Below are 22,586 nucleotides of genomic sequence, written 5' to 3' on the forward strand. Positions count from 1 at the left end.
GGTAAGTGCCTAGAATTGCTGGATGGACGCACAGCCCCTTTTCATTAGTTTGCACGACGAGTCTGGTGGATATGAGATATCCCCGGACAGAGTGCCCTTGGCAGTCTTGCGAACTTTTGTGAAAGACGTGGAGGATTTCCTTCGAGGAGATGGCTCCGAAGTGGATCTACAGGCGCTGGATGTAGGGGTGGTCAAAGGCTCCCTGGCGATCCAGACTGCTCCTGTGTCTTCGCCAGGCCTTCTGCGGGATCTGCTTCAGCTTGCTGCCTCCGAGCGTTTGGATGGCCTCGACAAAAAGCGTCGGGAAGTAGTGGAGCGGTGGCAGAAGCTCGCGCGGGGGGCGCGTCGCTGCGTTTTTCGAATTACCGCCCCAGGCATTCCGCAACGGGACATCAGCATCAGTGCTGCTACTGATTTCCACGCGGACGACGCAGACCAATGGGTCCAGGTTGAGCGTTACTTGCAGGGTGAGATTGTCGAAATGGGCGGACTTAAAAAAGTCAATGCACATATTCGTTTGCCCGATGGCACTTTGATTCCGGTGGAATCGGATCGCGAGTTCTTTCGCAGCGATACTGTGAATCGCCTCTACAAGGTCGCTATGGCTCGCATCAGTGCAGAGTACAACGTGGTGACGCGAAAGTACCGCAATGCGCGATTGCTCGGTTTTGAAGAGCATCACCAGACTTTGGACGAGGCGCAGTTACGTCGGTTGACGGAGCGAGGAGCGAAGGCTTGGCGGGACGTGCCTAATGCGAGCGGTTGGGTGGACTCCTTGCGGGGAGGTCCAGCTTGATCTCGATTCTTCTGGATACGAGTTACTTGATCACGCTGGCCGATCCAGGGCGCGCGCACCACGAGACGGCCAAGCGTTATCTGCGCGAGGCCTTGGCTCAAGGCTGTCCCTTGTACTTGTCTGCCGTGGTCGCGTCAGAGTTCCAAGTAGGACAACCTGTGAGCGACCTCCCTTTGCGCAATTTTCATGTATTGCCCTTCAATATTGACCACGCTATGACCTCCGGTAATTTCATGCGTGTGCTGTCGCGCGATACTGGCGACGACCGGGTGGCAGTCAAGGACGACGTCAAGTTGCTGGCGCAGATGGTGTGTGAGTCCATCACGCACATCCTCACTGAAGATTCAAACACCCTGGTCAAGTACCTGGGAAGACTCCGCGACCAGGGTCAAGCATCTGCGCAGGCAATTGTCCTAGCGGAAGGTTTTGATGCTGCCTGGTTCAATGGGGGACAAAAGCAACTCCTGGATGAATAGCACTCTTAGCAGTTCACCATGACCCTCACCGAACTCAAGTACATCGTTGCGGTGGCCCGCGAGAAGCACTTCGGCCATGCGGCCGATGCCTGCTATGTGTCGCAACCCACGCTCTCGGTGGCCATCAAGAAGCTGGAAGAAGAGCTGGACGTGAAGCTGTTCGAGCGCAGCGCGGGCGAGGTGACGGTGACGCCGCTGGGCGAAGACATCGTGCGCCAGGCGCAAAGCGTGCTGGAGCAGGCGGCGGCCATCAAGGAAATCGCCAAGCGCGGCAAGGACCCGCTGGCCGGGCCGCTCACACTGGGCGTGATCTACACCATCGGCCCCTATCTGCTGCCCGAACTGGTGCGCCAGTCCATCACGCGCACCCCGCAGATGCCGCTGATGCTGCAGGAGAACTTCACCGTGAAGCTCCTGGAGATGCTGCGCACGGGCGAGATCGACTGCGCCATCCTGGCCGAGCCCTTCCCCGACACTGGCCTGGCCATGGCGCCGCTGTATGACGAGCCTTTCATGGCTGCTGTGCCCAGCACGCACCCGCTGGCATCCAAGAAGTCCGTCACGGCTGCTGAACTCAAGAACGAGACCATGCTGCTGCTGGGCGCGGGCCATTGCTTTCGCGACCACGTGCTGGAGGTGTGCCCCGAGTTCGCGCGTTTTGCGAGCAATGCCGAGGGCATCCGCAAGTCGTTCGAGGGCTCGTCGCTGGAGACCATCAAGCACATGGTGGCCGCCGGCATGGGCGTGACGCTGGTGCCCCGCCTGTCGGTGCCCCGCGATGCGCTGCTCACCGTGTCGCGCCGCCGCAAGAGCGACGAGACCTACATCCGCTACCTGCCCATCCGCGAGGAAGACGGCGGCCCGCCGCCCATGCGCCGCGTGGTGCTGGCCTGGCGCCGCAGCTTCACCCGTTATGAAGCCATTGCGGCCCTGCGCAATGCCATCTATGCGTGTGAACTGCCGGGTGTGACGCGACTGTCCTGACTGCGTCAGGACTCTGATTCGCGGCGGAGGATCGGCGCTACACTCGCGCCGCCCCTGCGCAGGTCCACACGGCCTGGGCAGGCGATGCTCCCTCCTCGGCACCCTCCGCCCATCGGCGGTCGGTGCCTTTGCCCCCACAAGAGGTTCCTATGAAAACGCTTTGGCTTACCGCCACGCTGGCCGCTGCCCTGACGGCATGCTCCACCCCCGCCACTCCGCCTGCCACCCAGACGTTGAAGAAGCCCGCACTCGACCGCATTGCGGCGGCGCCTGCGGCAGCAACGGCGGCGGACTTCCGCCAGTTCCTGGCGCTGGCCGCGCAGATGCAGCCGCAGCTGCAAACTGCCGTGTCGGCGTATCTGGCCCACAAGCCCCTGGCGGGCGATGACCTGGTCAACATCAGCCGCCTGCTGGGCCTGCACAACCGGCTGCGCAACCAGGCGGCGGTGATCGACGCCACCGCGAAGATGGTGGCCATTCCCACCGTGCGCGCCGACAAGGTGCCGCCGCATGAAGACAAACACACCATTGCGTTTGGCGCCCTGGTAGAGGGCATGGCCAAGGACTTTGGCCTGCAGTACCGCAATGTGGACAACCGCATCTTTGAGGTGAAGCTGCCCGGCAGCGGCCCTGAGGAGTTCGGCATCCTCACACACGCCGACGTGGTGCCGGTGGTGGCCGACGAATGGGTGTTGGATGACGGCACCCGGCTCGACCCCTTCAAGCTGACCCGCGTGGGCGGCAACCTGTATGGCCGGGGCTCCATCGACGACAAGGGCTCCATCGCCACCGTGCTGTTCGCGATGAAGGCCGTGAAGGACAGCGGCCTGCCGCTGGTGCGCACCATTCGCCTGATGATCGAAACCACCGAAGAAACCGGCGGCGACGCGATGAAGTACTACCGCGCCAAGACCGCGCTGCCCGAGTACAACATCGTGCTCGACAGCAAGTACCCGGCCGTGGTGGCCGAAAAGGGATCGGGTGCACTGCGCGCCTCGTTCCCGCTGCCACCGACTGCCAACCCGGGCGCTACGGCTATCATCGCCATGGCGGGCGCCGCATCGGCCAACGCCGTGCCCCAGACGGCCACCGCCCGCCTGCAGGGCGGCAACCTGGCCGACGTGGCTGCGCGGCTCAACGCGGCGAAGGGCGCCTTTGTCGCCAAGTACCAGCCGCAAGGCGGCGCCTTCAGCATCGACGTGGCGCAGGACGGCGGTGCGGTGGTGGTGAAATTGACGGGCGCATCGGCCCACGGATCGCGCCCCGAAGAAGGCGTGAACCCGCTGCCGCGCCTGGCGCTGTTCCTGAAGGAGTCGGGCCTTGCGCTGGCACCCAACGGCTACGCGCAGGCCGTGCGCTACCTGACCGACCTGTACGGCACCGACTACCTGGGGCGCACGATGGGCCTGACCTACAGCGATGACTTCATGGGCCCGCTCACGATGTCGCCCAACCTCATCCGTGAAAAGGACGGCAAGGTCGATGTGCTGGTGAACGTGCGCATGCCCCGTGGGAGCACGCCCGAGGCGCTCACGCAGGCCACGTCGGCCAAGATCAAGGCCTGGGGCGCCCAGGCCGGTGTGGCGGTGGAAGTGGACCACCAGCAGGGCAATTGGATGGCGCGCGACCCCAAGGGCGCCTGGCTGGCCACGCTGCTCAACACCTTCGGCGACACCACTGGCCTCGAAGCCAAGCCCGTGCCCACGGCCGGCAGCACCACCGCCAAGCTGATGCCCAATGCCATCAACTTTGGCCCTGCCATGCCGGGCAAGAAGTACACGGCCCACAACGCCAAGGAGTTCAAGGAAGTGGCGGACCTGGATGCCGATATGCAGATGTTCACCGAGATGCTGGTGCGCATCGGCAACTTGCCGAAGATGCAATAAACCAGCCGATGGGGGCGCCCGCGCTGGTTTCTTGACCCTGGTCCAAGGCATCGGCCTTGGCTGACACAGGGGCGCTGCGGCTTGCGCTACAGTGTTTGAGGACCCCGCACAGCGCGGGGTGTTTCATGTTTTCCGCACGGAAGGAACCTCCCCCATGGCCAAAGCTCCTGGCAAAGCCGCATCCGGCAAAACCTCTGCCCCCAGCATCAACATCGGCATCAGCGACAAAGACCGCGCTGCCATCGCCCAAGGCCTGTCGCGCCTGCTGGCTGACACCTACACCCTGTACTTGACGACCCACAACTTCCACTGGAACGTGACGGGTCCCATGTTCAACACGTTGCACACCATGTTCATGGCGCAGTACACCGAACTGTGGAACGCGGTGGACCCGATTGCCGAGCGCATTCGCTCGCTGGGCCACGTGGCCCCGGGCTCTTATGCCGAGTTTGGCAAGCTGGCCACCGTACCTGACGCACCGGCCAAGCCGCCCAAGGCGATGGACATGGTGCGCGTGCTGGTCGAGGGCCATGAGGCCGTGGCCCGCACCGCGCGCAGCCTGTTCCCCCTGGCCGACAAGGCCAGCGACGAGCCCACGGCCGACCTGCTGACGCAGCGCCTCACGGTGCATGAGCAGACGGCGTGGATGCTCCGCTCGCTGCTGGAAGAATAAAAAGGCCAGTTGCACCCGCCTGCGTTGCCCGAAGTCCGGCGTAGCCAGCGCGGGCGCAGGGGGCACCAGGGTGCAAAAGGGCGCCTTGTCCTACACGGCGCGGCACGGCCGCCTGCACATGATGCGTGTTTGGGCCATGTCCTCTCTTCGCTGGGTGGCATGGCGGCTCAACCCCCCTCTGATGTATGCGAATCCTGTACGTTGAAGACCATCCGGAGCTGCGCGAGACCATTGGCATGCTCATGGAAGGTGAAGGCCGGACGGTCACGCCCTGCGCCTCTGCCGAGGAGGCGATGGCCCTGGATGCTGGCGACCCCTTTGACGTGCTGGTGACCGATGTCAGCCTGCCCGGCCTCTCGGGCACGGACCTGGCCCGCCAGCTGCTGGCGGACGATCCGCAGCGCTGGGTGGTGCTGTGCTCCGGCTACGAACTGGGCAGCCATCCAACCCAATGGGGCCCGAATGTGCGCGTCTTGCTCAAGCCTTTCGAGCTGGAAGAGCTGGAGCAACTCCTGACTTCCATTCATACCGCGCTGGCTGCAGCCGCCGGTTAGGAGAGGCCAACAAAACTCTTCTGGCGTCGTTGCTGTGTCTTGTCGTACTGCTCGTACTGCCTGCGACACAGCGCCTAGCCAGAACCGCTTCGCTGAGTTTTGTTAGCCGCTCTAAGTCTGACGGGCGGCCACCGCTCGGGTTTCCTGCCTTCCTCTTTCCTTCTTCCCCATCGCGCCTCCCTGGACCCTGAAGGTCTGAGACGTGTGATGGGGCTGCGCTGCGTCAACTGCGGGGGCTGCGTGCGGGCGCGTGGCGTGGCAACGTCACCCGAAAGCTCGTCACATCGTTGTGTGACCGGGCCTCGATGGTTCCATGGTGGGCCCGCACGATCTGGTGCGCAATGAACAACCCCAGCCCCAGCCCCTGGTGGCGGCCCGGCTCGCGCTCGCCGCCCCGGAACGGGTCAAACAGATGTGGCAGCAGCCCGGCGGGAATGGTGCCGCCGTTGGACACCGTGATGCTCACCTCCTCGGGGCGGGAACCGTCCACCGCAATGCGCACCGGGTGGTCGACGCTGCCGTGGTGCAGGGCGTTGCCCACCAGGTTGGTGACCACCTGGCACAGGCGCTCGGCGTCCCAGGTGCCGGCCAGGTCCCCCGCGAGCGTGGAGTTGATGGGGCGCTCCGGGTGGCTGGTCGCCACCTCATCCAGCGTACGTTGCACCAGCGTTTGCATGTGGGCAGGGCCCAGTTGCAGGGCCAGCCCGCCCGCCTGGCGGATGCGGGTCACGTCCAGCAGGTCTTCGATCATGTGGCCCATGCGCTGGCTCGCGCCCAGCACCCGGTCGGCCATCAGTGCGGCCTTGTCGGGCGGCGGCTGGCGCTTGAGCACGGTGGCCGCCGCGACGATGGACTGCAGGGGGGTGCGCAGGTCGTGGCTCAGCACGGCCATGAACATTTCGTTGATGCGCAACGCCTCGGTGCGCGCGCGCAGCTCGTGCGCCAGTGCCTGCTTGCGCCGGTGCAGTTCAAAGAACACGCTCGCTTTGTTGGTGAGCATGTGCGGGTCGATGGGTTTGTACAGAAAGTCCACCGCCCCGCTCTCGTACCCCCGGAACTGCCAGTTCTGCTCGCGCGATCCCGCCGTCATGAAGATGAGCGGAATGTGCCGGGTGCGTTCGCTGCCCCGGATCAGCTCCGCCAGCTCAAAGCCGTTCATCTCGGGCATCTGCACGTCCAGCAAGGCCAGGGCTACATCGTCGTGGGCCAGCAGCAGTTCCAGGGCTTCGGGGCCCGACTGGGCCTTGAGGATGTCCAGCCCGTCGCGCTGCAGCAGCGCCTCCAGGGCGATGAGGTTTTCCTCAACATCGTCAACGAGCAGGCATTTGGTGCGGTCGGTCTGGGGCATGGGCGGTGGGGAGGGTGGGTGGGGTTCTCAAAAAGGGACGCATGCGCCCGGGTCAAAGCTGCTGGCGCTGGTGCAGGTCCGCCAGCAGTCTTGCAATGCCTTCAGGGGGCAAGATGTGGTCCACCGCCACGACCGCGAGGGCCGCCTGCGGCATGGTGGGCATGCTGGCGCTGGCAGGGTCTTGCACGATGGTGAGGCCGCCCGCCGCCTGAATGGCTTGCAGGCCGTGCACGCCGTCTTCGTTGGCACCCGACAGCAGAATGCCCACCAGCCGCTGGCCATAGTGGTCCGCCGCCGACTCGAACAGTACGTCGATGGCGGGGCGCGAAAAATGCAGGGGAGGGTCCACCGATAGCCCCACATGCGGGCCCTGGGGCCCCGCATCAACCAGCAGGTGGTAGTCCGGTGGCGCAAAGCTTGCCGATCCAGGCGTGATGGCATCCTTGTCCTGCGCCTCGCGCAGCGGCAGGGCGCAGCGGGGCTGAAAAATCTCCACCAGCAGGCTGCGCCGGTCCCGGGGCAGGTGCAGCACCACCAGCACCGCCGCCTGCAGCGTGGCGGGCAGCGCGGGCAGCAGTTCCATTAGGGCGTCAATACCGCCCGAAGACCCGCCCACCACGATGGCGGCGTAGCCCCCGGGGGGCACTGGCCTGGGTGCGCGGTCGGCGCTGCTCACAGCCCGGCCTTCTTGCGGTAGATGCGGTCCTGCAGCACGAAGTCGTCGAACGCGTCGGTGTGCGCCGAAAACCGCAGCGACTCCTTGGAGCCCAGGCCCAGAAACCCCCGGTGGCACAGCGACTCGCGGAACAGCCCCAGGGCGCGGTCCTGCAGGTCGCGCTCGAAGTAGATGAGCACATTGCGGCACGACACCAGATGGACTTCGGCAAACACGCTGTCGGTGGCCAGGCTGTGGTCGGAGAACACCATGTGCTCACGCAGACCCTTGTCGAACACCACGCGGCCATAGGCAGCGGCGTAGTAGTCCGACAACGAGCTGCGGGCGCCGGAGCGCGCATGGTTCTCGGTGAACGCCGCCACCCGCGACACGTCGAACACGCCCGACTCGGCGGCGCGCAGCGCGTGCGGGTTGATGTCGGTAGCGTAGATCAGGGTGCGGTCCAGCAGGCCTTCTTCCTGCAGCAGGATGGCCAGCGAATACACCTCCTCCCCCGCGCTGCATCCGGCCACCCAGACCTTGAGCGATGGGTAGGTGCGCAGCAGCGGCACCACCTCCTGGCGCAGCGCCTGGAAGTAACTCGGGTCGCGGAACATGTCGCTCACCTGCACGGTGAGGTATTCGAGCAGCGCAGGGAACACGGCGGGCTCGTGCAGCACGCGGTCCTGCAGCTGCGACAGCGTCTTGCAGTCAAACTGCACCAGCGCCGACGCCAACCGCCGCTTGAGCGACGCCTGCGCGTAGCCCCGGAAGTCGTAGTGGTAGCGGTGGTAGATGGCATCGATCAGCAGGCGCTGCTCGATGTCGGCGGTGCGGGCCTTGCGGTGCGGCATGGCGGGGCCTACTTGGGCATCCACACCCGCACCAGGGACAGCAGCTTTTCCACGTCCAGCGGCTTGGCGATGTAGTCATTGGCCCCGGCGGCCAGGCATTTTTCCTGGTCGTCCTTCATGGCCTTGGCGGTCAGCGCAATGATGGGCAGGCGGCGCCACTCGGGGCGGCTGCGGATCTCGCGCATGGCGGTGTAGCCATCCATCTCCGGCATCATGATGTCCATCAGCACCAGGTCGATGGCGGGCTGGCCGCCGCTGCCTGCGCGCTCCAGCGCCTGCAGTGCCTCCAGGCCGTTGCGCGCAATCTCCACGCGGATGCCGGTGGGCTCCAGGATGCTGGAGAGCGCGAACACGTTGCGCACATCGTCCTCCACCACCAGCACGTTGCGGCCTTCCAGGGCGGTCTCGCGGTTGCGGGCCACCTGCAGCATCTGGCGGTGCTCGGCCGACAGCTCCGACTCCACCTGGTGCAGGAACAGTGTGACTTCGTCGAGCAGCCGCTCGGGGGAGCGCGCGTCCTTGATGATGATGGACTTGGAGAACCGGCGCAGTTGCTGCTCCTCGTCGCGTGACAGGGCACGGCCCGTGTACACAATGACGGGCGGGAAGGAGACGCCGTCCTGCTCCGTCATCTGCTGCAGCAGCTCGTAGCCGCTCAGGTCGGGCAGGTTCAGGTCCATCACCATGCAGTCGAAGGTAGAGCCGCGCAGGTGCGCCAGCGCCTCAGCCGCCGTGCCGGCGCCCACGATCTCCACGTCGTCGTTGGTGAGCAGGTGGCGCACGCTCTCGCGCTGGCGCTCGTCGTCTTCCACCACCAGCACGCGCCGCAGGTTCTGGGTGAACTTGGCTTCGAGCCGCTGCAAGGCATGCACCAGTTCGTCGCGCTTGACGGGTTTGAGGGCGTAGCCCACGGCCCCCCGGCCCAGGGCCTCTTGGGAGTAGTCGGCCACCGAAACCACGTGCACCGGGATGTGGCGCGTGGCCGGGTTGCGCTTGAGCTGGTCGAGCACGCCCAGGCCCGAAAAGTCGGGCAGGTTCACGTCCAGCACGATGGCGCTGGGCAGGCTGTGTATCGCATAGGCCAGGCCGTCGGCCGCGTTGTGGGCCAGGTGGCAGTCAAAGTCCATCTCCCGCGCCAGGTCGCTCAGGATCTGCGCAAAGCGCACGTCGTCCTCGATCACCAGGATGCTGCGCGCGCCCGCACGGCGCGGGGCTGCGGTCGCAACCGGGGCCGCCACGGGTGGCAACGCGGGGGCCGTAGGAATCGGTGCGACGACCGGTGCCGCCGCATGGGCTGGAGCAGGTGCCGCCAGCGGCGCTGCGGGGGCCGCTTCCGGCGACGGGGGCACCAGCTTCTGGGGCAGCACCAGGGTGAAGACGCTGCCTTCGCCCGGCGTGCTGTGCACGTGGATCGATCCGCCCAGCAGCTGCGCCAGGTCGCGCGAGATCGACAGGCCCAGGCCCGTGCCGCCGTATTTGCGGTGCGTGCTGCCATCGGCCTGGCGGAAGGCTTCGAAAATCAGCTCCTGCTGGTGCGCCGGGATGCCGATGCCCGTGTCCTTCACGGCGAACGACAGGGTGTCGTCCGGGTTGCGCGACACATGCAGCGCCACCGAGCCCTTTTCGGTGAACTTGAGCGCGTTGGACAGCAGGTTCTTCAGCACCTGTCCCAGGCGCTGCGGGTCGGTGTCCAGCGTGGCGGGGGCGTCGGGGGCGACGGTGGCCGTGAGCGTCAGGCCTTTCTCCTGCGCCAGCGGGCGCAGCGGGTCGATGAGGGTTTGCAGGGCCTTGGACAGCGTCACCGTTTCTACCGACACGGTGGCCTGGCCGGCCTCGATCTTGGACAGGTCGAGGATGTCGTTGATGAGGGCCAGCAGGTCGTTGCCTGCCGCGTAGATGGTCTGCGCGTACTTCACCTGCTCGGCGCTCAGGTTGCCCGGCTTGTTGTCGGACAGCAGCTTGGCCAGGATCAGGGTGGAGTTGAGCGGTGTGCGCAGCTCGTGGCTCATGTTGGCCAGGAATTCGCTCTTGTACTGGCTGGCCAGCTCGAGCTCGCGGGCCTTGTCCGTCATGGCGCTTTGGGCGCGCAGAAGTTGTTCGCGCTGGTATTCCAGCTGCTGGGTCTGCGCCTCCAGGTGGGCGTTGGTCTGCTCCAGCTCGGTCTGCTGCACCTCCATCTGGGCCTGCGACTCTTGCAGGATGCGGCTTTGCTGCTCCAGCTCCTCGTTGCTCACGCGCAGTTCTTCTTGCTGGGTCTGCAGCTCTTCGGACTGGCGCTGGGTTTCTTCCAGCAAGGCCTCCAGACGGTTGCGGTCAATGCCCGCGCGAATCGCCACCGCCAGGATGCCCGAGGCGCGCTCCATCAGGGTGCGCTCAGGCTCCGTCAGCGGGCGATGAAAGCCCAGCTCGATCACGGCAAAGACTTCGCCGTTCTCGATGGCGGGTGCCAGCAGCAGTTCGGTCGGTGCGGACTGGCCGGTGCTGGACGACACCATCAGGTGCCCGGCGGGCACATCGCGCACATGCAGCATCTGGCGCGAGCGCGCCACCTGGCCCACCAGGCCCTCGCCGGGCAGCAGGCGCTGCTCCAGCCGCTCGCGGGGCAGGGCGTAGCCCCCAAACAGGGTGAGTGCGCCATTGCAGTCGGCCACGTAGCCCGCACCCACGGCGGCGCGCAGGTACTGCGCCAGGTATTCGAGTGTGAGCTGGCCCAGGTCTTCCAGCCGGTGGTCGCCCTGGATGCGCTGGCTCAGCCCGTTGAGGCCGGCCGCCACCCAGGACTGCTGCGCCTTGAGGCGGTACTCCCGCGCATTGGCGGCGGCCGACAGGCAGATGAGCACCAGCAGCACGAACGAGCCGCCCCAGGAGTAGTAGGTGGACATGGCCGCAGCCTCCACCCATTGTTTGCGGTCGCTCTCCAGCTGCTGGTTCAGCAGCGTGGACAGGTCCGACGCCAGGTCGCGGATGCGGTCCATCAGCACGCGGCCGGCATCATTGCGGGTCACGGCCACGGCGGCTTCCTGGCCCTTGGAGCGGCGCAGTTCAATGGTCTCGCCCAGCTCGCGCAGTTTTTCGTGGCGCAGGTCGTCGATCTGCAGCACCAGGCGCCGCTGCACGGCGCTGTCGTCCGTCAGTTCCTTCAGGCGCGCCATGTTGCGCTCCATGGCGCTCAGCGACAGGTTGTAGGGCTGCAGGTAGGTGTCGTCCCCCGTCAGCAGGTAGCCGCGCTGGCCGGTCTCGGCGTCCTTCAGCGAGGACACGAACAGGTTGAGGTGGCGCATGGTCACCGTGGTCTCGTCCATGGCTTCCACCGCTTGCGCGCGCACCTGGGCGGTGCGGAAGTTCACCAGCGCGATCAGCACGGTGGCGAGGGCAGCAATCACAAATCCCACCAGCATTCCGCGGGGGACAGCAAAACGCGTGGCGGCCTGGGAGGTCGATGTATGGGGCATGCGTTGGTGCCCCAAAAAGGGCGGGTGCGTTGGGGGAGGACCGGAGACTGTAACGGGTTTTACGCGCCAGTAGGGCGCTGTTACTCGGCCTGCGGGCCGCACCAGCAGTTGGCGGCGCTGCTGCTACATTCGGTGCGCCCGTGGGTTGCCACCCGCCGCAGCGCCTTGCTGCCGGGCCTGCTCTTTCTGCATCCGATCGTCCCGCCATGTCGCCGCAATCTGTCTCTGCCCGCAGCCGTTTTTCGCTCTATCTCGACCTGATCCGCTGGGACCGCCCTGCGGGCTGGCTGGTGTGCCTGTGGCCCACGCTGAGTGCGCTGTGGATTGCGGCTGACGGGTTTCCGGGCTGGCACCTGCTCATCGTGTTTGTGCTGGGCACCATCCTCATGCGCAGCGCGGGCTGCTGTGTGAACGACGTGGCCGACCGCGACTTTGACAAGCACGTCAAGCGCACGGCGCAGCGCCCGGTGACCACCGGTGCGGTGTCGGTGAAGGAGGCGCTGGGCCTGGGCGCGGTGCTGGCGCTGGTGTCTTTTGGCTTGGTGCTCACCACCAACGCTGCCGCCATCGCGTGGTCGGTACCCGCCGTGCTGGTGGCCATTGCCTACCCGTTCACCAAGCGCCTCATTTCCATGCCGCAAGCGGTGCTGGGCATTGCGTTCAACTTTGGCATCGTCATCGCGTTTGCCGCTGTGCAGGGCAGCGTGCCCGCGGTGGCGTGGTGGATGTGGCTGGGCAACATGTTCTGGGTGCTGGCCTACGACACCGAATACGCGATGGTGGACCGCGACGACGACCTGAAGATCGGCATCAAGACCTCGGCCATCACCCTGGGGCGGCTGGATGTGGCCGCCATCGGGGTGTTCTATCTGCTTTTTTTGGGAATTTGGGCGGTAGCGCTACAACCATATGCCCTTGGTGCTATTTTTTATGTAGCGCTTGCGGTGGCGTTGGCCCAGGCCATGTGGCACTTCACGCTGATCCGCACCCGCACCCGCGAGGGCTGCTTCAAGGCGTTCCGCATCAACCACTGGCTGGGCGCTACAGTGTTTGCCGGCATTGCAGGCAGTTATCTTGTGCGTGCAATGCTCATCAATTGATAGCGGCCAGCGCTTGATCGACTAGCGCTACCGCCCCAAAACATCAAGATCCGAACTCGTTGCCCAATTCGTTGGCACGTTTTTCGGCCGCGCGCATGGCGGCCTCGAACGCCTGCGATACGCCGCTGGCTTCCATCGACTGCAGGGCCGCGTAGGTAGTGCCGCCCTTGGAGGTGACGCGTTCGCGCAGCACGGCGGGGGATTCGTCGGAACGGCGGGCCAGCTCGGAAGCGCCCACAAACGTGCCCACGGCCAGCTGGTGCGCCTGCGCTTCGGTCAGGCCCATGCCCGCGCCAGCGCGCGTCATGGCTTCGAGGAAGTAGAAAACATAGGCCGGGCCCGAACCCGACAGGGCGGTGACGGCGTCCAGCTGGGTCTCGTTCTCCACCCACAGGAATTCGCCGGTAGACGCCATGATGGCCTCCACGCTCTGGCGCTCGGCCGGGGTCACGGCGGGACGGGCGTAGATCGCGCTCATGCCCTTGCCCACCAGCGCGGGCGTGTTGGGCATGGTGCGCACGATGCGCTCGGTGGAGAGCCACTGGGCGATGCTGTCAGAGCGAATGCCCGCCGCCACGCTCAGGTGCAGGGCTTGGGGGGTGTGCGCCTTGGCCTGTGAGGCGGCGTCCTTGAAGGTCTGGGGCTTGACCGCCCAGACCACGATGCTGGCGCGCTGCAGTGCGGGGCCTGCCTCGGGTTGTGCCGTGAGGCCGAAGTTCTTGAGCAGCGCCTCGCGCGTGGGGGCGTAGGGCTCCACCACCTCGATCTGGCTGGCCGGGTGGCCCTGGCGAATCAGCCCGCCAATGATGGCGCTGGCCATGTTGCCACCGCCGATGAAGGCGATGGTGGGAAGGGCAGGGGATGCGGCGGTTTGGCTCATGGGACGACAGGGTGGCAACAACAGGGGCCACGATGGTAGCGCCGCCGCGCTGCCATCCGGCGCGCGGCGGGTTCAATCGGCTGTCGTTTGGCGAACGGCGTGTTCCCAGTTCACCATCAGCTCCTGTGCACGCGCGCTGCTGAGCGTGGGCACAAAGCGGCGGTCGGCGCGCCACAGCCGCGAGAGTTCATCCGTGCTGCGGTACACGCCGCTCGACAGCCCTGCCAGGTAGGCCGCGCCCAAAGCGGTGGTCTCGATGACCGCGGGCCGGACCACTGGGATGCCCAGCAGGTCGGCTTGGAACTGCATCAGCAAGTCGTTGATGCACGCGCCGCCGTCCACGCGCAGCTCGCTCACCGGGGCGCCGCCGGCGGCCACGGCGTCGCGGCTCATGGCCAGCAGCAGGGCGGCGCTTTGGTAGGCAATGCTTTCGAGCGCCGCGCGCGCAATGTGGCCCAGTGTGGTGCCGCGCGTCAGGCCGGTGATGGTGCCGCGTGCGTCGGGCTTCCAGTAGGGGGCGCCCAGGCCGGTGAAGGCGGGCACCATCATCACGCCGCCCGAATCGGGCACGCTTTGGGCCAGCGACTCGACCTCGCCGCTGGTGGAGATGGCGCGCAGACCGTCGCGCAGCCACTGCACCACGGCGCCGCCCACAAAGACGCTGCCTTCCATGGCGAATTCAGGCTGGGTCGATGCCTGTGCCGCACTGGTGGTGAGCAGCCCGTTCTGCGAGGTCTGGAACGTGCCGCCCGTGTGCATGAGCATGAAGCAGCCGGTGCCATAGGTGTTCTTGGCCATACCGGCCGTGAAGCAGGCCTGGCCGAACAGCGCGCTTTGCTGGTCGCCCGCCACGCCGCCGATGCGGATGGCGTGGCCCAGCAGGTCGGCCGCCGTGTCGCCAAAGTGGGCGCTGGACGGCAACACCTCGGGCATCAGTGCCTTGGGGATGCGCAGCAGCGCCAGCAGTTCGTCGTCCCACTGGTTGGTGTGCACATTGAACAGCATGGTGCGCGAGGCGTTGCTCACGTCCGTCACATGCACCTTGCCGTGGGTGAGCTTCCACATCAGCCAGCTGTCCACCGTGCCAAAGGCCAGTTCGCCGCGCTCGGCCGTGTCGCGCGCGCCGGGCACGTGGTCCAGCATCCACTGCAGCTTGGTGCCCGAGAAATACGCATCCACCAGCAGGCCGGTCTTGGCCTGGATGGCGGCGGCGTGGCCTTGGCTTCGCAGCTGGGCGCAGGCGGGCTCGGCACGCCGGTCCTGCCACACGATGGCGTGGTGCACGGGCTGGCCGGTTTGGCGGTTCCACAGCACCGTGGTTTCGCGCTGGTTGGTGATGCCGACGGCACGGATGTCGCGGGCCGCAATGCCCGCTTTGGCCAGCGCATCGCGCGCGGTGGCGAGCTGGGTGCGCCAGATCTCCAGCGGGTCGTGCTCCACCCAGCCGGGCTGGGGGTAGATCTGCGGCAGCTCCAGCTGCGCCTGGGCCACGATGTGGCCGCCTTCGTCAAAAACGATGCTGCGGGAACTGGAGGTGCCTTGGTCGAGGGCGAGCAAGTAGGTCATGGTGAGGAAGATTCAGGAATTCAGGCGGCGACTGTGCAGAGGACTTCGGCGTCTTGCAATAGGGCAGGAAACGGCTCAGGCGGCGGTGCATCGGTGAACAGGCGGTCGATCTGTGCCAGCGTGGCCAGTTGCACCATGGCCGGGCGGTTGAACTTGCTGAAGTCGGCCGCCAGCCAGACCTCGCGCGCGTGTTCGATGATGGTTTGCGCCACCTTCACTTCGCGGTAGTCGAAGTCGCGCAGCGACCCGTCGGGCTCAATACCCGAAATGCCGATGAGCGCAATGTCCACCTTGAACTGGCGGATGAAATCCACCGCCGCTTCGCCCACGATGCCCCGGTCGCGCGCGCGCACCACGCCGCCCGCCACGATGACCTCGCACTCGGGGTTGCCACTCAGGATGGCGGCCACATTCAGGTTGTTGGTGATCACGCGCAGGCCCCGGTGGTGCAGCAGCGCCTTGGCAATGGCCTCGGTGGTGGTGCCGATGTTCAGGATCAGCGAGCAGTCGTTGGGCACCTGCTCGGCCACGGCGCGCGCAATGCGTGCCTTGCCTTCGGCATGCAGGTTTTCACGCTGGGTGTGTGCCAGGTTCTCCACCGTGGAGCTGGGCACGCGCACGCCGCCATGAAAGCGCGTGAGCAGTCCCGACTCCGCCAGGCGCTGCACGTCGCGGCGCACCGTCTGCAGCGTGACCCCCAGGGTGTCGGCAAGTTGTTCCACCGTGGCGGACTTGCGCGCGCGCACTTCTTCGAGGAGTTGGAGTTGGCGGGGATTGGTGTTCACGGTGGGGTGTGGTGCGCAGTGGTTTGTCACCGAATCGTAACGAATCTGAAACATCCGCTTGGGTGCCCGGTGACACGCTAAAGACTGTAAATCGAACAAAAACGAATTGATTAAGGGTAAACCTTGATTCGATTCGAGCAAAAAGGAACAAAAATGAAAAAGATCGAAATTTGAGGGCTGCCGTGCGTGTGTGCAGCCCTTTCACACAGGCCGCAGGGCCGGAAGAGGATGCTTCATGCAGCTGGCGTTGGACAGCATCAGCAAAAAAGTCGGGGCGCAGACCTGGCTGTACGACATGAACCTGTCGCTGCAGCCCAATGCCGTGACGGTGTTGCTGGGGGCGACCCAGGCGGGCAAGACCAGCCTGATGCGCATCATGGCGGGGCTGGATGTGCCCACCCACGGGCGCGTGTTGGTGGATGGCAAGGACGTGACGGGCACCCCCGTGCGCGACCGCAATGTGGCCATGGTGTACCAGCAATTCATCAACTACCCCTCGATGAAGGTGGCGGCCAACATTGCGTCGCCCCTGAGGCTGCGCGGCGAAAAGAACATTGACGCCCGCGTGCGCGGAATTGCCAGCCGCCTGCACATCGACATGTTCCTGGACCGCTACCCGGCCGAGCTGTCGGGCGGGCAGCAGCAGCGCGTGGCGCTGGCCCGCGCCCTGGCCAAGGGCGCGCCGCTGATGCTGCTGGATGAACCCCTGGTGAACCTGGACTACAAGCTGCGCGAAGAACTGCGCGAGGAGCTGACCCAGCTGTTTGCTGCCGGGCAGTCCACCGTGGTCTATGCCACCACCGAGCCGGGCGAGGCCCTGCTGCTGGGCGGCTACACGGCGGTGCTGGACGAAGGCCAGCTGCTGCAGTACGGCCCCACGGCCGAGGTGTTCCATGCGCCTAATTCGCTGCGCGTGGCGCGCGCTTTCAGCGACCCGCCGATGAACCTGATTGCCGCATCGGCCACGCCTGCCGGGGTGCGCCTGCAGGGCGGCCTGGAGCTGAGCGTGCCGCTGCCACAAGGCGTGGCGGCAGCCGCCGGCCTCACCGTGGGCGTGCGCGCCAGTGCGCTGCGGGTTGCGGCCCGCCCGGGCGACGTCAGCGTGGCGGGGGTGGTGGAGCTGGCCGAGATTTCGGGCTCCGACACCTTTGTGCACGCGGCCACGCCCTGGGGCGACCTGGTGGCGCAGCTGACTGGCGTGCATTACTTTGAACTGGGCACGCCCATCACGCTGCACCTGGATCCCGCCCAGGCCTACGTGTTTGGTGCCGACGGCCGACTGGCCTGGGCGCCCGCCCGGCCTGCTACCGCACAAGGAGGGCGCTGACATGGCCCGCATCAGCCTGGACTTGGCGCATTCGTACAAGCCCAACCCGCAGCAGGACAGCGACTACGCGCTGCTGCCGCTCAAGATGGAATTCGAGGACGGCGGTGCCTATGCGCTGCTCGGCCCTTCGGGCTGTGGCAAGACCACCATGCTCAACATCATGTCGGGTCTGCTCGTCCCCTCGCATGGCAAGGTGCTGTTCGACGGCCGCGACGTGACGCGCGCCAGCCCGCAAGAACGCAACATTGCGCAGGTGTTCCAGTTCCCTGTGATCTACGACACCATGACGGTCGCCGAGAACCTGGCCTTCCCGCTTCGCAACCGCAAGGTGCCTGAGGACCAGATCAAGCAGCGCGTGGGTGTGATCGCCGAGATGCTGGAGATGAGCGGCCAGCTCAACCAGCGCGCTGCAGGCCTGGCGGCGGATGCCAAGCAGAAGATTTCGCTGGGCCGTGGCCTGGTGCGCGCGGACGTGGCCGCCGTGCTGTTCGACGAACCGCTCACGGTGATCGACCCCCACCTCAAGTGGCAGCTGCGGCGCAAGCTCAAGCAGATCCACCACGAACTCAAGCTCACGCTGATCTATGTGACCCACGACCAGGTGGAGGCGCTGACCTTTGCCGACCAGGTGGTGGTGATGACGCGCGGCAAGGCCGTGCAGGTCGGCTCGGCAGACGCCTTGTTCGAGCGGCCTGCACACACCTTCGTGGGGCACTTCATTGGTTCGCCGGGCATGAACTTCTTGCCGGCGCACAGCGAGGGCGACAGCCTCACGGTGGCTGGCAACCGCCTGGCCAGCCCCGTCGGCCGCGCGCTGCCCGCTGGCACCCTGCAGGTCGGCATCCGCCCAGAATACCTGGCGCTGGCCCAGCCGCAACAGGCTGGTGCACTGCCCGGCACGGTGGTGCAGGTGCAGGACATCGGCACCTACCAGATGCTGACCGCCAAGGTGGGCGAGCACACCGTCAAGGCGCGCTTTACGCCCGAGACGCGACTGCCATCGGCCGGTGACACGGCCTGGCTGCAGGTGCTGGGCGAGCACACCTGCTTTTACAAAAATGAGGAGTTGCTGGCATGAGCGCAACCACCAAACCCGTCAACCAGAAAGCCTGGTTCCTGATCCTGCCAGTGATTCTGTGTGTGGCCTTCTCGGCCATCCTGCCGCTGATGACGGTGGTGAACTACTCGGTGCAGGACATCATCAGCCCCGAGCGCCGCGTGTTTGTGGGCACCGAGTGGTTTGTGCAGGTGATGCGCGACGAGGAGCTGCACGCCGCGCTGTTGCGCCAGCTCACCTTCTCGCTGGCCGTGCTGGCGGTGGAGATTCCGCTGGGCATTCTGCTGGCGCTGTCCATGCCCGCGCAGGGCTGGAAGTCGTCCGCCGTTTTGGTGGTGGTGGCGCTGTCGCTGCTGATCCCCTGGAACGTGGTGGGCACCATCTGGCAGATCTATGGCCGTGCCGACATCGGACTCATGGGCCGGCTGCTGCAGGAGATGGGCATCGAATACAGCTACACCGGCAACGCCACGCAGGCCTGGCTCACGGTGCTGCTGATGGACGTCTGGCACTGGACGCCGCTGGTCGCGCTGCTGGCCTTTGCCGGGCTGCGCTCCATCCCCGACGCGTACTACCAGGCGGCCCGCATCGACGGCGCGAGCAAGTTCGCAGTGTTCCGCTACATCCAGCTGCCCAAGATGCGTGGCGTGCTGATGATTGCCGTGCTGCTGCGCTTCATGGACAGCTTCATGATCTACACCGAGCCCTTCGTGCTCACCGGTGGCGGGCCGGGCAATGCCACCACCTTCCTGAGCCAGTACCTCACGACCAAGGCCGTGGGCCAGTTCGACCTGGGGCCTGCCGCAGCGTTCTCGCTGATCTATTTCTTCATCATCTTGCTGCTGTGCTTCATCCTCTACAACTGGATGCAGCGCGTGGGCACCGCCAGCAACGAAGGAGCCGGCCATGAATGAAAAGCGCTTCCAGAAGCGGTCGATCTTTCTGGTGGTCTACCTGCTGTTCGCGCTGTTGCCCATCTACTGGATGGTCAACATGAGCTTCAAGACGAACGAGGAGATCCTGTCGACCTTCACGTTCTTCCCTCAGCACTTCACCTGGGCCAACTACAAGACCATCTTCACGGACGAGTCCTGGTACTCGGGCTACATCAACAGCCTGATCTACGTGGGCATCAACACGGTGATTTCGCTCACCGTGGCGCTGCCTGCGGCCTATGCCTTCAGCCGCTACCAGTTCCTGGGCGACAAGCATGTGTTCTTCTGGCTGCTGACCAACCGCATGACGCCACCGGCCGTGTTTTTGCTGCCGTTCTTTCAGCTCTACACCACCGTGGGCCTGATGGACACGCACATCGCCGTGGCGCTGGCGCACCTGCTCTTCAACGTGCCGCTGGCGGTGTGGATTCTCGAAGGCTTCATGAGCGGCATCCCGCGCGAGATCGACGAGACGGCGTACATCGACGGCTACAGCTTTCCGCGCTTTTTCGTGACCATCTTCCTGCCACTGATCAAGGCAGGGGTGGGGGTGGCGGCGTTCTTCTGCTTCATGTTCAGCTGGGTGGAGCTGCTGCTGGCCCGCACGCTGACCAGCGTGAACGCCAAGCCCATCGTGGCCACCATGACGCGCACGGTGAGCGCGAGCGGCATGGACTGGGCGACGCTGGCTGCCGCCGGGGTACTGACCATCGTGCCCGGCGCCATCGTGATCTGGTTTGTGCGGCACTACATCGCAAAAGGCTTTGCGATGGGCCGGGTTTGATATGAGGGGAAGCCGACCTATGAACCACAACAACCCGCAGCAGAGCGCGCGCTGCTTCCCGAGCCAGCGGCAGCCGCGGAGCGGGCTTTGCCCGGCCGCGGGCTGCGTCCCCCTGGGGGGAAGCGCCGCAGGCGCTCAGGGGGGTACCCATGTTTGACTGGATGGCCTGGACGTTGCCGGTGGCGGTGTTCTTCACGTGCATCGTGCTGATGCTGATCGGCATGACGGTGTGGGAGATCAAGTCGCCCACGACGATGCGCAAGGGCTTTTTGCCGCTGGAAACCACGCGCGGTGACCGGCTCTTTATCGGCCTGCTGTCGGCGGCCTACGTGAACCTGATTTTTGTGGGCATCAGTGGCAAGCTGGTCCAGTGGTTCAGCCTGTCTGCCGAGCCGTCGGTGTGGATCAGCTTTGTGGCGTCGATGGCGCTCTTGGTGCTGATCCTGCGCAAGGGTTGAAGCAAAAACAGCCGGTAGCGCTAGAGGAATATGCGCTGCTAGCTATTGATTTTGTAGTGTCGAAGGCCTGGCCTGGTTCCCCCCCGGGTTGGTGCCAGTCTACCAATGGGGGTCTCAATCTGAGAGGAGACAGCAATGAAGATGCAGTTCAAGGCGATCGCTTTCGCCGCCGCGGCTCTGGCGATGGGGCAGGCTGCCTGGGCCGGCGAGGCCGAGGCCAAGAAGTGGATCGACAGCGAATTCCAGCCATCCACGCTGAGCAAAGACCAGCAGATGGCCGAGATGAAGTGGTTCATCGACGCAGCCAAAAAACTCCAGGCCAAGGGCGTGAAGGAAATTTCGGTCGTTTCCGAAACCATCACCACGCACGAGTACGAATCCAAGACGCTCGCCAAGGCGTTTGAGGAAATCACTGGCATCAAGGTCAAGCACGACCTGATCCAGGAAGGTGACGTGGTCGAGAAGCTGCAGACCTCCATGCAGTCGGGCAAGTCCATTTATGACGGCTGGATCTCGGACTCGGACCTGATCGGCACGCACTACCGCTACGGCAAGATCATGAACCTGACCGACTACATGGGCGGCGCGGGCAAGGAGTGGACCAACCCCGGCATCGACATCAAGGACTACATCGGCACCAAGTTCACCACGGCGCCCGACGGCAAGCTGTACCAGCTGCCTGACCAGCAGTTCGCCAACCTGTACTGGTTCCGCGCCGATCTGTTTGACCGCAAGGACCTGAAGGACAAGTTCAAGGCCAAGTACGGCTACGACCTGGGCGTGCCGCTGAACTGGTCGGCCTATGAAGACATCGCCGAGTTCTTCACCAACGATGTGAAGAACATCGACGGCAAGCCGATCTATGGTCACATGGACTACGGCAAGAAGGACCCATCCCTGGGCTGGCGCTTTACCGATGCCTGGCTTTCCATGGCAGGTTCTGCCGACATCGGCACGCCCAACGGCCTGCCGATCGACGAGTGGGGCATCCGCGTGGCCGACGACAAGTGCACCCCCGTGGGCGCCAGCGTGGCCCGTGGCGGTGCGACCAACTCGCCCGCCGCCGTCTACGCCCTCACCAAGTACGTGGACTGGATGAAGAAGTACGCGCCCAAGGAAGCCACGGGCATGACCTTCGGCGAAGCCGGCCCTGTGCCCGCCCAGGGCCAGATCGCCCAGCAGATCTTCTGGTACACCGCCTTCACGGCCGACATGACCAAGCCCGGCCTGCCCGTGGTGAATGCCGACGGCACGCCCAAGTGGCGCATGGCCCCTGGCCCCAACGGCCCGTACTGGAAGCAGGGCATGCAGAACGGCTACCAGGACGTGGGCAGCTGGACCTTCTTCAAGGACCACGACGCCAACAAGACGGCCGCTGCCTGGCTCTACGCCCAGTTCGTGACCGCCAAGACCACGTCGCTGAAGAAGACCATGGTGGGCCTGACCCCGATCCGCGAGTCCGACATCCAGTCCAAGGCCATGACCGACATGGCACCCAAGCTGGGTGGCCTGGTGGAGTTCTACCGCAGCCCCGCCCGCGTGGCATGGTCGCCCACCGGCACCAACGTGCCTGACTACCCCAAGCTGGCCCAGCTCTGGTGGAAGAACGTGGCCCAGGCTGTGACGGGTGAAAAGACGCCCCAGGGCGCCATGGACACGCTGGCCGACGAAATGGACCAGGTGATGGCCCGTCTGGAGCGTGCCGGCATGGCCCACTGCGCGCCCAAGCTGAACCCCAAGAGCGATCCTTCCAAGTGGCTGAGCGACAAGCAGGCACCTTGGGCCAAGCTCGCCAATGAGAAGCCCAAGGGCCAGACGATTGCCTACAACACGCTGCTGCAGGCGTGGAAGGACGGCAAGACGCGCTGACCTACAGATCAAGGGGTTCTTGTAACCACCATTGATCGGCAGCCAGGGCTCACAAGGTCTCTGGCTGTCTTTTTTGCTCCATACCGCCCCGGCCTCCATAGGGCTTGGGGCGGGTTCTCACCCCGGGAGTGTCAGGAATTCAAGGGT

20 protein-coding genes are annotated in these 22,586 nt (G+C 65.4%); 13 read left to right on the forward strand and 7 right to left on the reverse strand.

Features of this window, described 5'->3' with window-relative positions; translation table 11 throughout:
* Positions 1–22 precede the first annotated feature (22 nt).
* The 6 genes from ACT531_RS16580 (at position 23) to ACT531_RS16605 (ending at position 5,369) form a co-directional block, all read left to right on the forward strand.
* Complete coding sequence (locus tag ACT531_RS16580; RefSeq protein WP_476018128.1) at positions 23–796, forward strand: hypothetical protein; 774 nt, start codon at positions 23–25, stop codon at positions 794–796.
* On the forward strand, positions 793–1,272 hold the full coding sequence (locus ACT531_RS16585) for a type II toxin-antitoxin system VapC family toxin (RefSeq protein ID WP_476018129.1): 480 nt from the start codon (positions 793–795) through the stop codon (positions 1,270–1,272). Before ACT531_RS16580 ends, ACT531_RS16585 begins: the two co-directional genes overlap by 4 nt.
* 18 nt (positions 1,273–1,290) lie before the next feature.
* Entirely contained in the window at positions 1,291–2,256 is a 966-nt protein-coding gene (locus tag ACT531_RS16590; RefSeq protein WP_060984996.1) for a LysR substrate-binding domain-containing protein, read from the forward strand.
* A gap of 149 nt (positions 2,257–2,405) precedes the next feature.
* The gene (locus tag ACT531_RS16595) at positions 2,406–4,142 is read left to right on the forward strand and encodes a dipeptidase (protein WP_476018130.1); all 1,737 of its coding nucleotides are present in this window, start codon (positions 2,406–2,408) and stop codon (positions 4,140–4,142) included.
* A 154-nt stretch (positions 4,143–4,296) separates the two neighbouring features.
* Entirely contained in the window at positions 4,297–4,815 is a 519-nt protein-coding gene (locus ACT531_RS16600) for a Dps family protein (RefSeq protein ID WP_015016036.1), read from the forward strand.
* A gap of 185 nt (positions 4,816–5,000) precedes the next feature.
* The gene (locus ACT531_RS16605) at positions 5,001–5,369 is read left to right on the forward strand and encodes a response regulator (protein WP_422847929.1); all 369 of its coding nucleotides are present in this window, start codon (positions 5,001–5,003) and stop codon (positions 5,367–5,369) included.
* A 223-nt stretch (positions 5,370–5,592) separates the two neighbouring features.
* On the opposite strand, the gene ACT531_RS16610 is transcribed toward ACT531_RS16605, so the two are convergent.
* The 4 genes from ACT531_RS16610 to ACT531_RS16625 are packed head-to-tail and all read right to left on the reverse strand — an operon-like array spanning position 5,593 to position 11,678.
* Positions 5,593–6,717 carry a hybrid sensor histidine kinase/response regulator gene (locus tag ACT531_RS16610; protein ID WP_476018131.1) on the reverse strand — a complete coding sequence of 375 codons (1,125 nt, stop codon included), beginning with the start codon at positions 6,715–6,717 and terminating at the stop codon, positions 5,593–5,595.
* Positions 6,718–6,769: 52 nt separating this feature from the next.
* Positions 6,770–7,393 carry a chemotaxis protein CheB gene (locus ACT531_RS16615; RefSeq protein ID WP_476018132.1) on the reverse strand — a complete coding sequence of 208 codons (624 nt, stop codon included), beginning with the start codon at positions 7,391–7,393 and terminating at the stop codon, positions 6,770–6,772.
* Positions 7,390–8,226 carry a CheR family methyltransferase gene (locus ACT531_RS16620; RefSeq protein ID WP_116750181.1) on the reverse strand — a complete coding sequence of 279 codons (837 nt, stop codon included), beginning with the start codon at positions 8,224–8,226 and terminating at the stop codon, positions 7,390–7,392. Before ACT531_RS16620 ends, ACT531_RS16615 begins: the two co-directional genes overlap by 4 nt.
* 8 nt (positions 8,227–8,234) lie before the next feature.
* The gene (locus ACT531_RS16625; RefSeq protein ID WP_476018133.1) at positions 8,235–11,678 is read right to left on the reverse strand and encodes a response regulator; all 3,444 of its coding nucleotides are present in this window, start codon (positions 11,676–11,678) and stop codon (positions 8,235–8,237) included.
* Between the two features lie 206 nt (positions 11,679–11,884).
* Between ACT531_RS16625 and ubiA the strand changes: the two genes are divergently transcribed.
* The gene (gene ubiA, locus ACT531_RS16630) at positions 11,885–12,778 is read left to right on the forward strand and encodes a 4-hydroxybenzoate octaprenyltransferase (protein ID WP_476018134.1); all 894 of its coding nucleotides are present in this window, start codon (positions 11,885–11,887) and stop codon (positions 12,776–12,778) included.
* A 43-nt stretch (positions 12,779–12,821) separates the two neighbouring features.
* Here ubiA and proC read toward each other — a convergent pair whose 3' ends face one another.
* The 3 genes from proC to ACT531_RS16645 all read right to left on the reverse strand — a co-directional run bounded on the left by proC (position 12,822) and on the right by ACT531_RS16645 (position 16,009).
* Entirely contained in the window at positions 12,822–13,658 is an 837-nt protein-coding gene (gene proC / locus ACT531_RS16635) for a pyrroline-5-carboxylate reductase (protein WP_476018135.1), read from the reverse strand.
* 72 nt (positions 13,659–13,730) lie between these two features.
* Positions 13,731–15,224: a glycerol kinase GlpK gene (gene glpK, locus ACT531_RS16640; protein WP_476018136.1), complete on the reverse strand. Its 1,494-nt coding sequence runs from the start codon at positions 15,222–15,224 to the stop codon at positions 13,731–13,733.
* Between the two features lie 20 nt (positions 15,225–15,244).
* A complete protein-coding gene (locus ACT531_RS16645) occupies positions 15,245–16,009 on the reverse strand; it encodes a DeoR/GlpR family DNA-binding transcription regulator (protein WP_056648352.1) in 765 nt (254 codons plus the stop codon).
* 235 nt (positions 16,010–16,244) lie between these two features.
* Here ACT531_RS16645 and ACT531_RS16650 point away from each other — a divergent pair, with 235 nt between their 5' ends.
* From ACT531_RS16650 to ACT531_RS16675, 6 genes are all read left to right on the forward strand, one after another.
* The gene (locus tag ACT531_RS16650; protein WP_476018137.1) at positions 16,245–17,336 is read left to right on the forward strand and encodes an ABC transporter ATP-binding protein; all 1,092 of its coding nucleotides are present in this window, start codon (positions 16,245–16,247) and stop codon (positions 17,334–17,336) included.
* A gap of 1 nt (position 17,337) precedes the next feature.
* Entirely contained in the window at positions 17,338–18,414 is a 1,077-nt protein-coding gene (locus ACT531_RS16655; RefSeq protein WP_476018138.1) for an ABC transporter ATP-binding protein, read from the forward strand.
* Positions 18,411–19,307, forward strand: a complete 897-nt coding sequence (locus tag ACT531_RS16660; RefSeq protein WP_015016024.1) for a carbohydrate ABC transporter permease — start codon at positions 18,411–18,413, stop codon at positions 19,305–19,307. Before ACT531_RS16655 ends, ACT531_RS16660 begins: the two co-directional genes overlap by 4 nt.
* Complete coding sequence (locus ACT531_RS16665) at positions 19,300–20,112, forward strand: carbohydrate ABC transporter permease (RefSeq protein WP_015016023.1); 813 nt, start codon at positions 19,300–19,302, stop codon at positions 20,110–20,112. The genes ACT531_RS16660 and ACT531_RS16665 overlap by 8 nt, the downstream gene beginning before the upstream one ends.
* A gap of 149 nt (positions 20,113–20,261) precedes the next feature.
* The gene (locus ACT531_RS16670; RefSeq protein ID WP_015016022.1) at positions 20,262–20,570 is read left to right on the forward strand and encodes a DUF2160 domain-containing protein; all 309 of its coding nucleotides are present in this window, start codon (positions 20,262–20,264) and stop codon (positions 20,568–20,570) included.
* Positions 20,571–20,705: 135 nt separating this feature from the next.
* Positions 20,706–22,439 carry an ABC transporter substrate-binding protein gene (locus tag ACT531_RS16675; RefSeq protein ID WP_015016021.1) on the forward strand — a complete coding sequence of 578 codons (1,734 nt, stop codon included), beginning with the start codon at positions 20,706–20,708 and terminating at the stop codon, positions 22,437–22,439.
* Positions 22,440–22,586 lie beyond the last annotated feature (147 nt).

This window comes from Acidovorax sp. DMC1, from assembly GCF_056314325.1.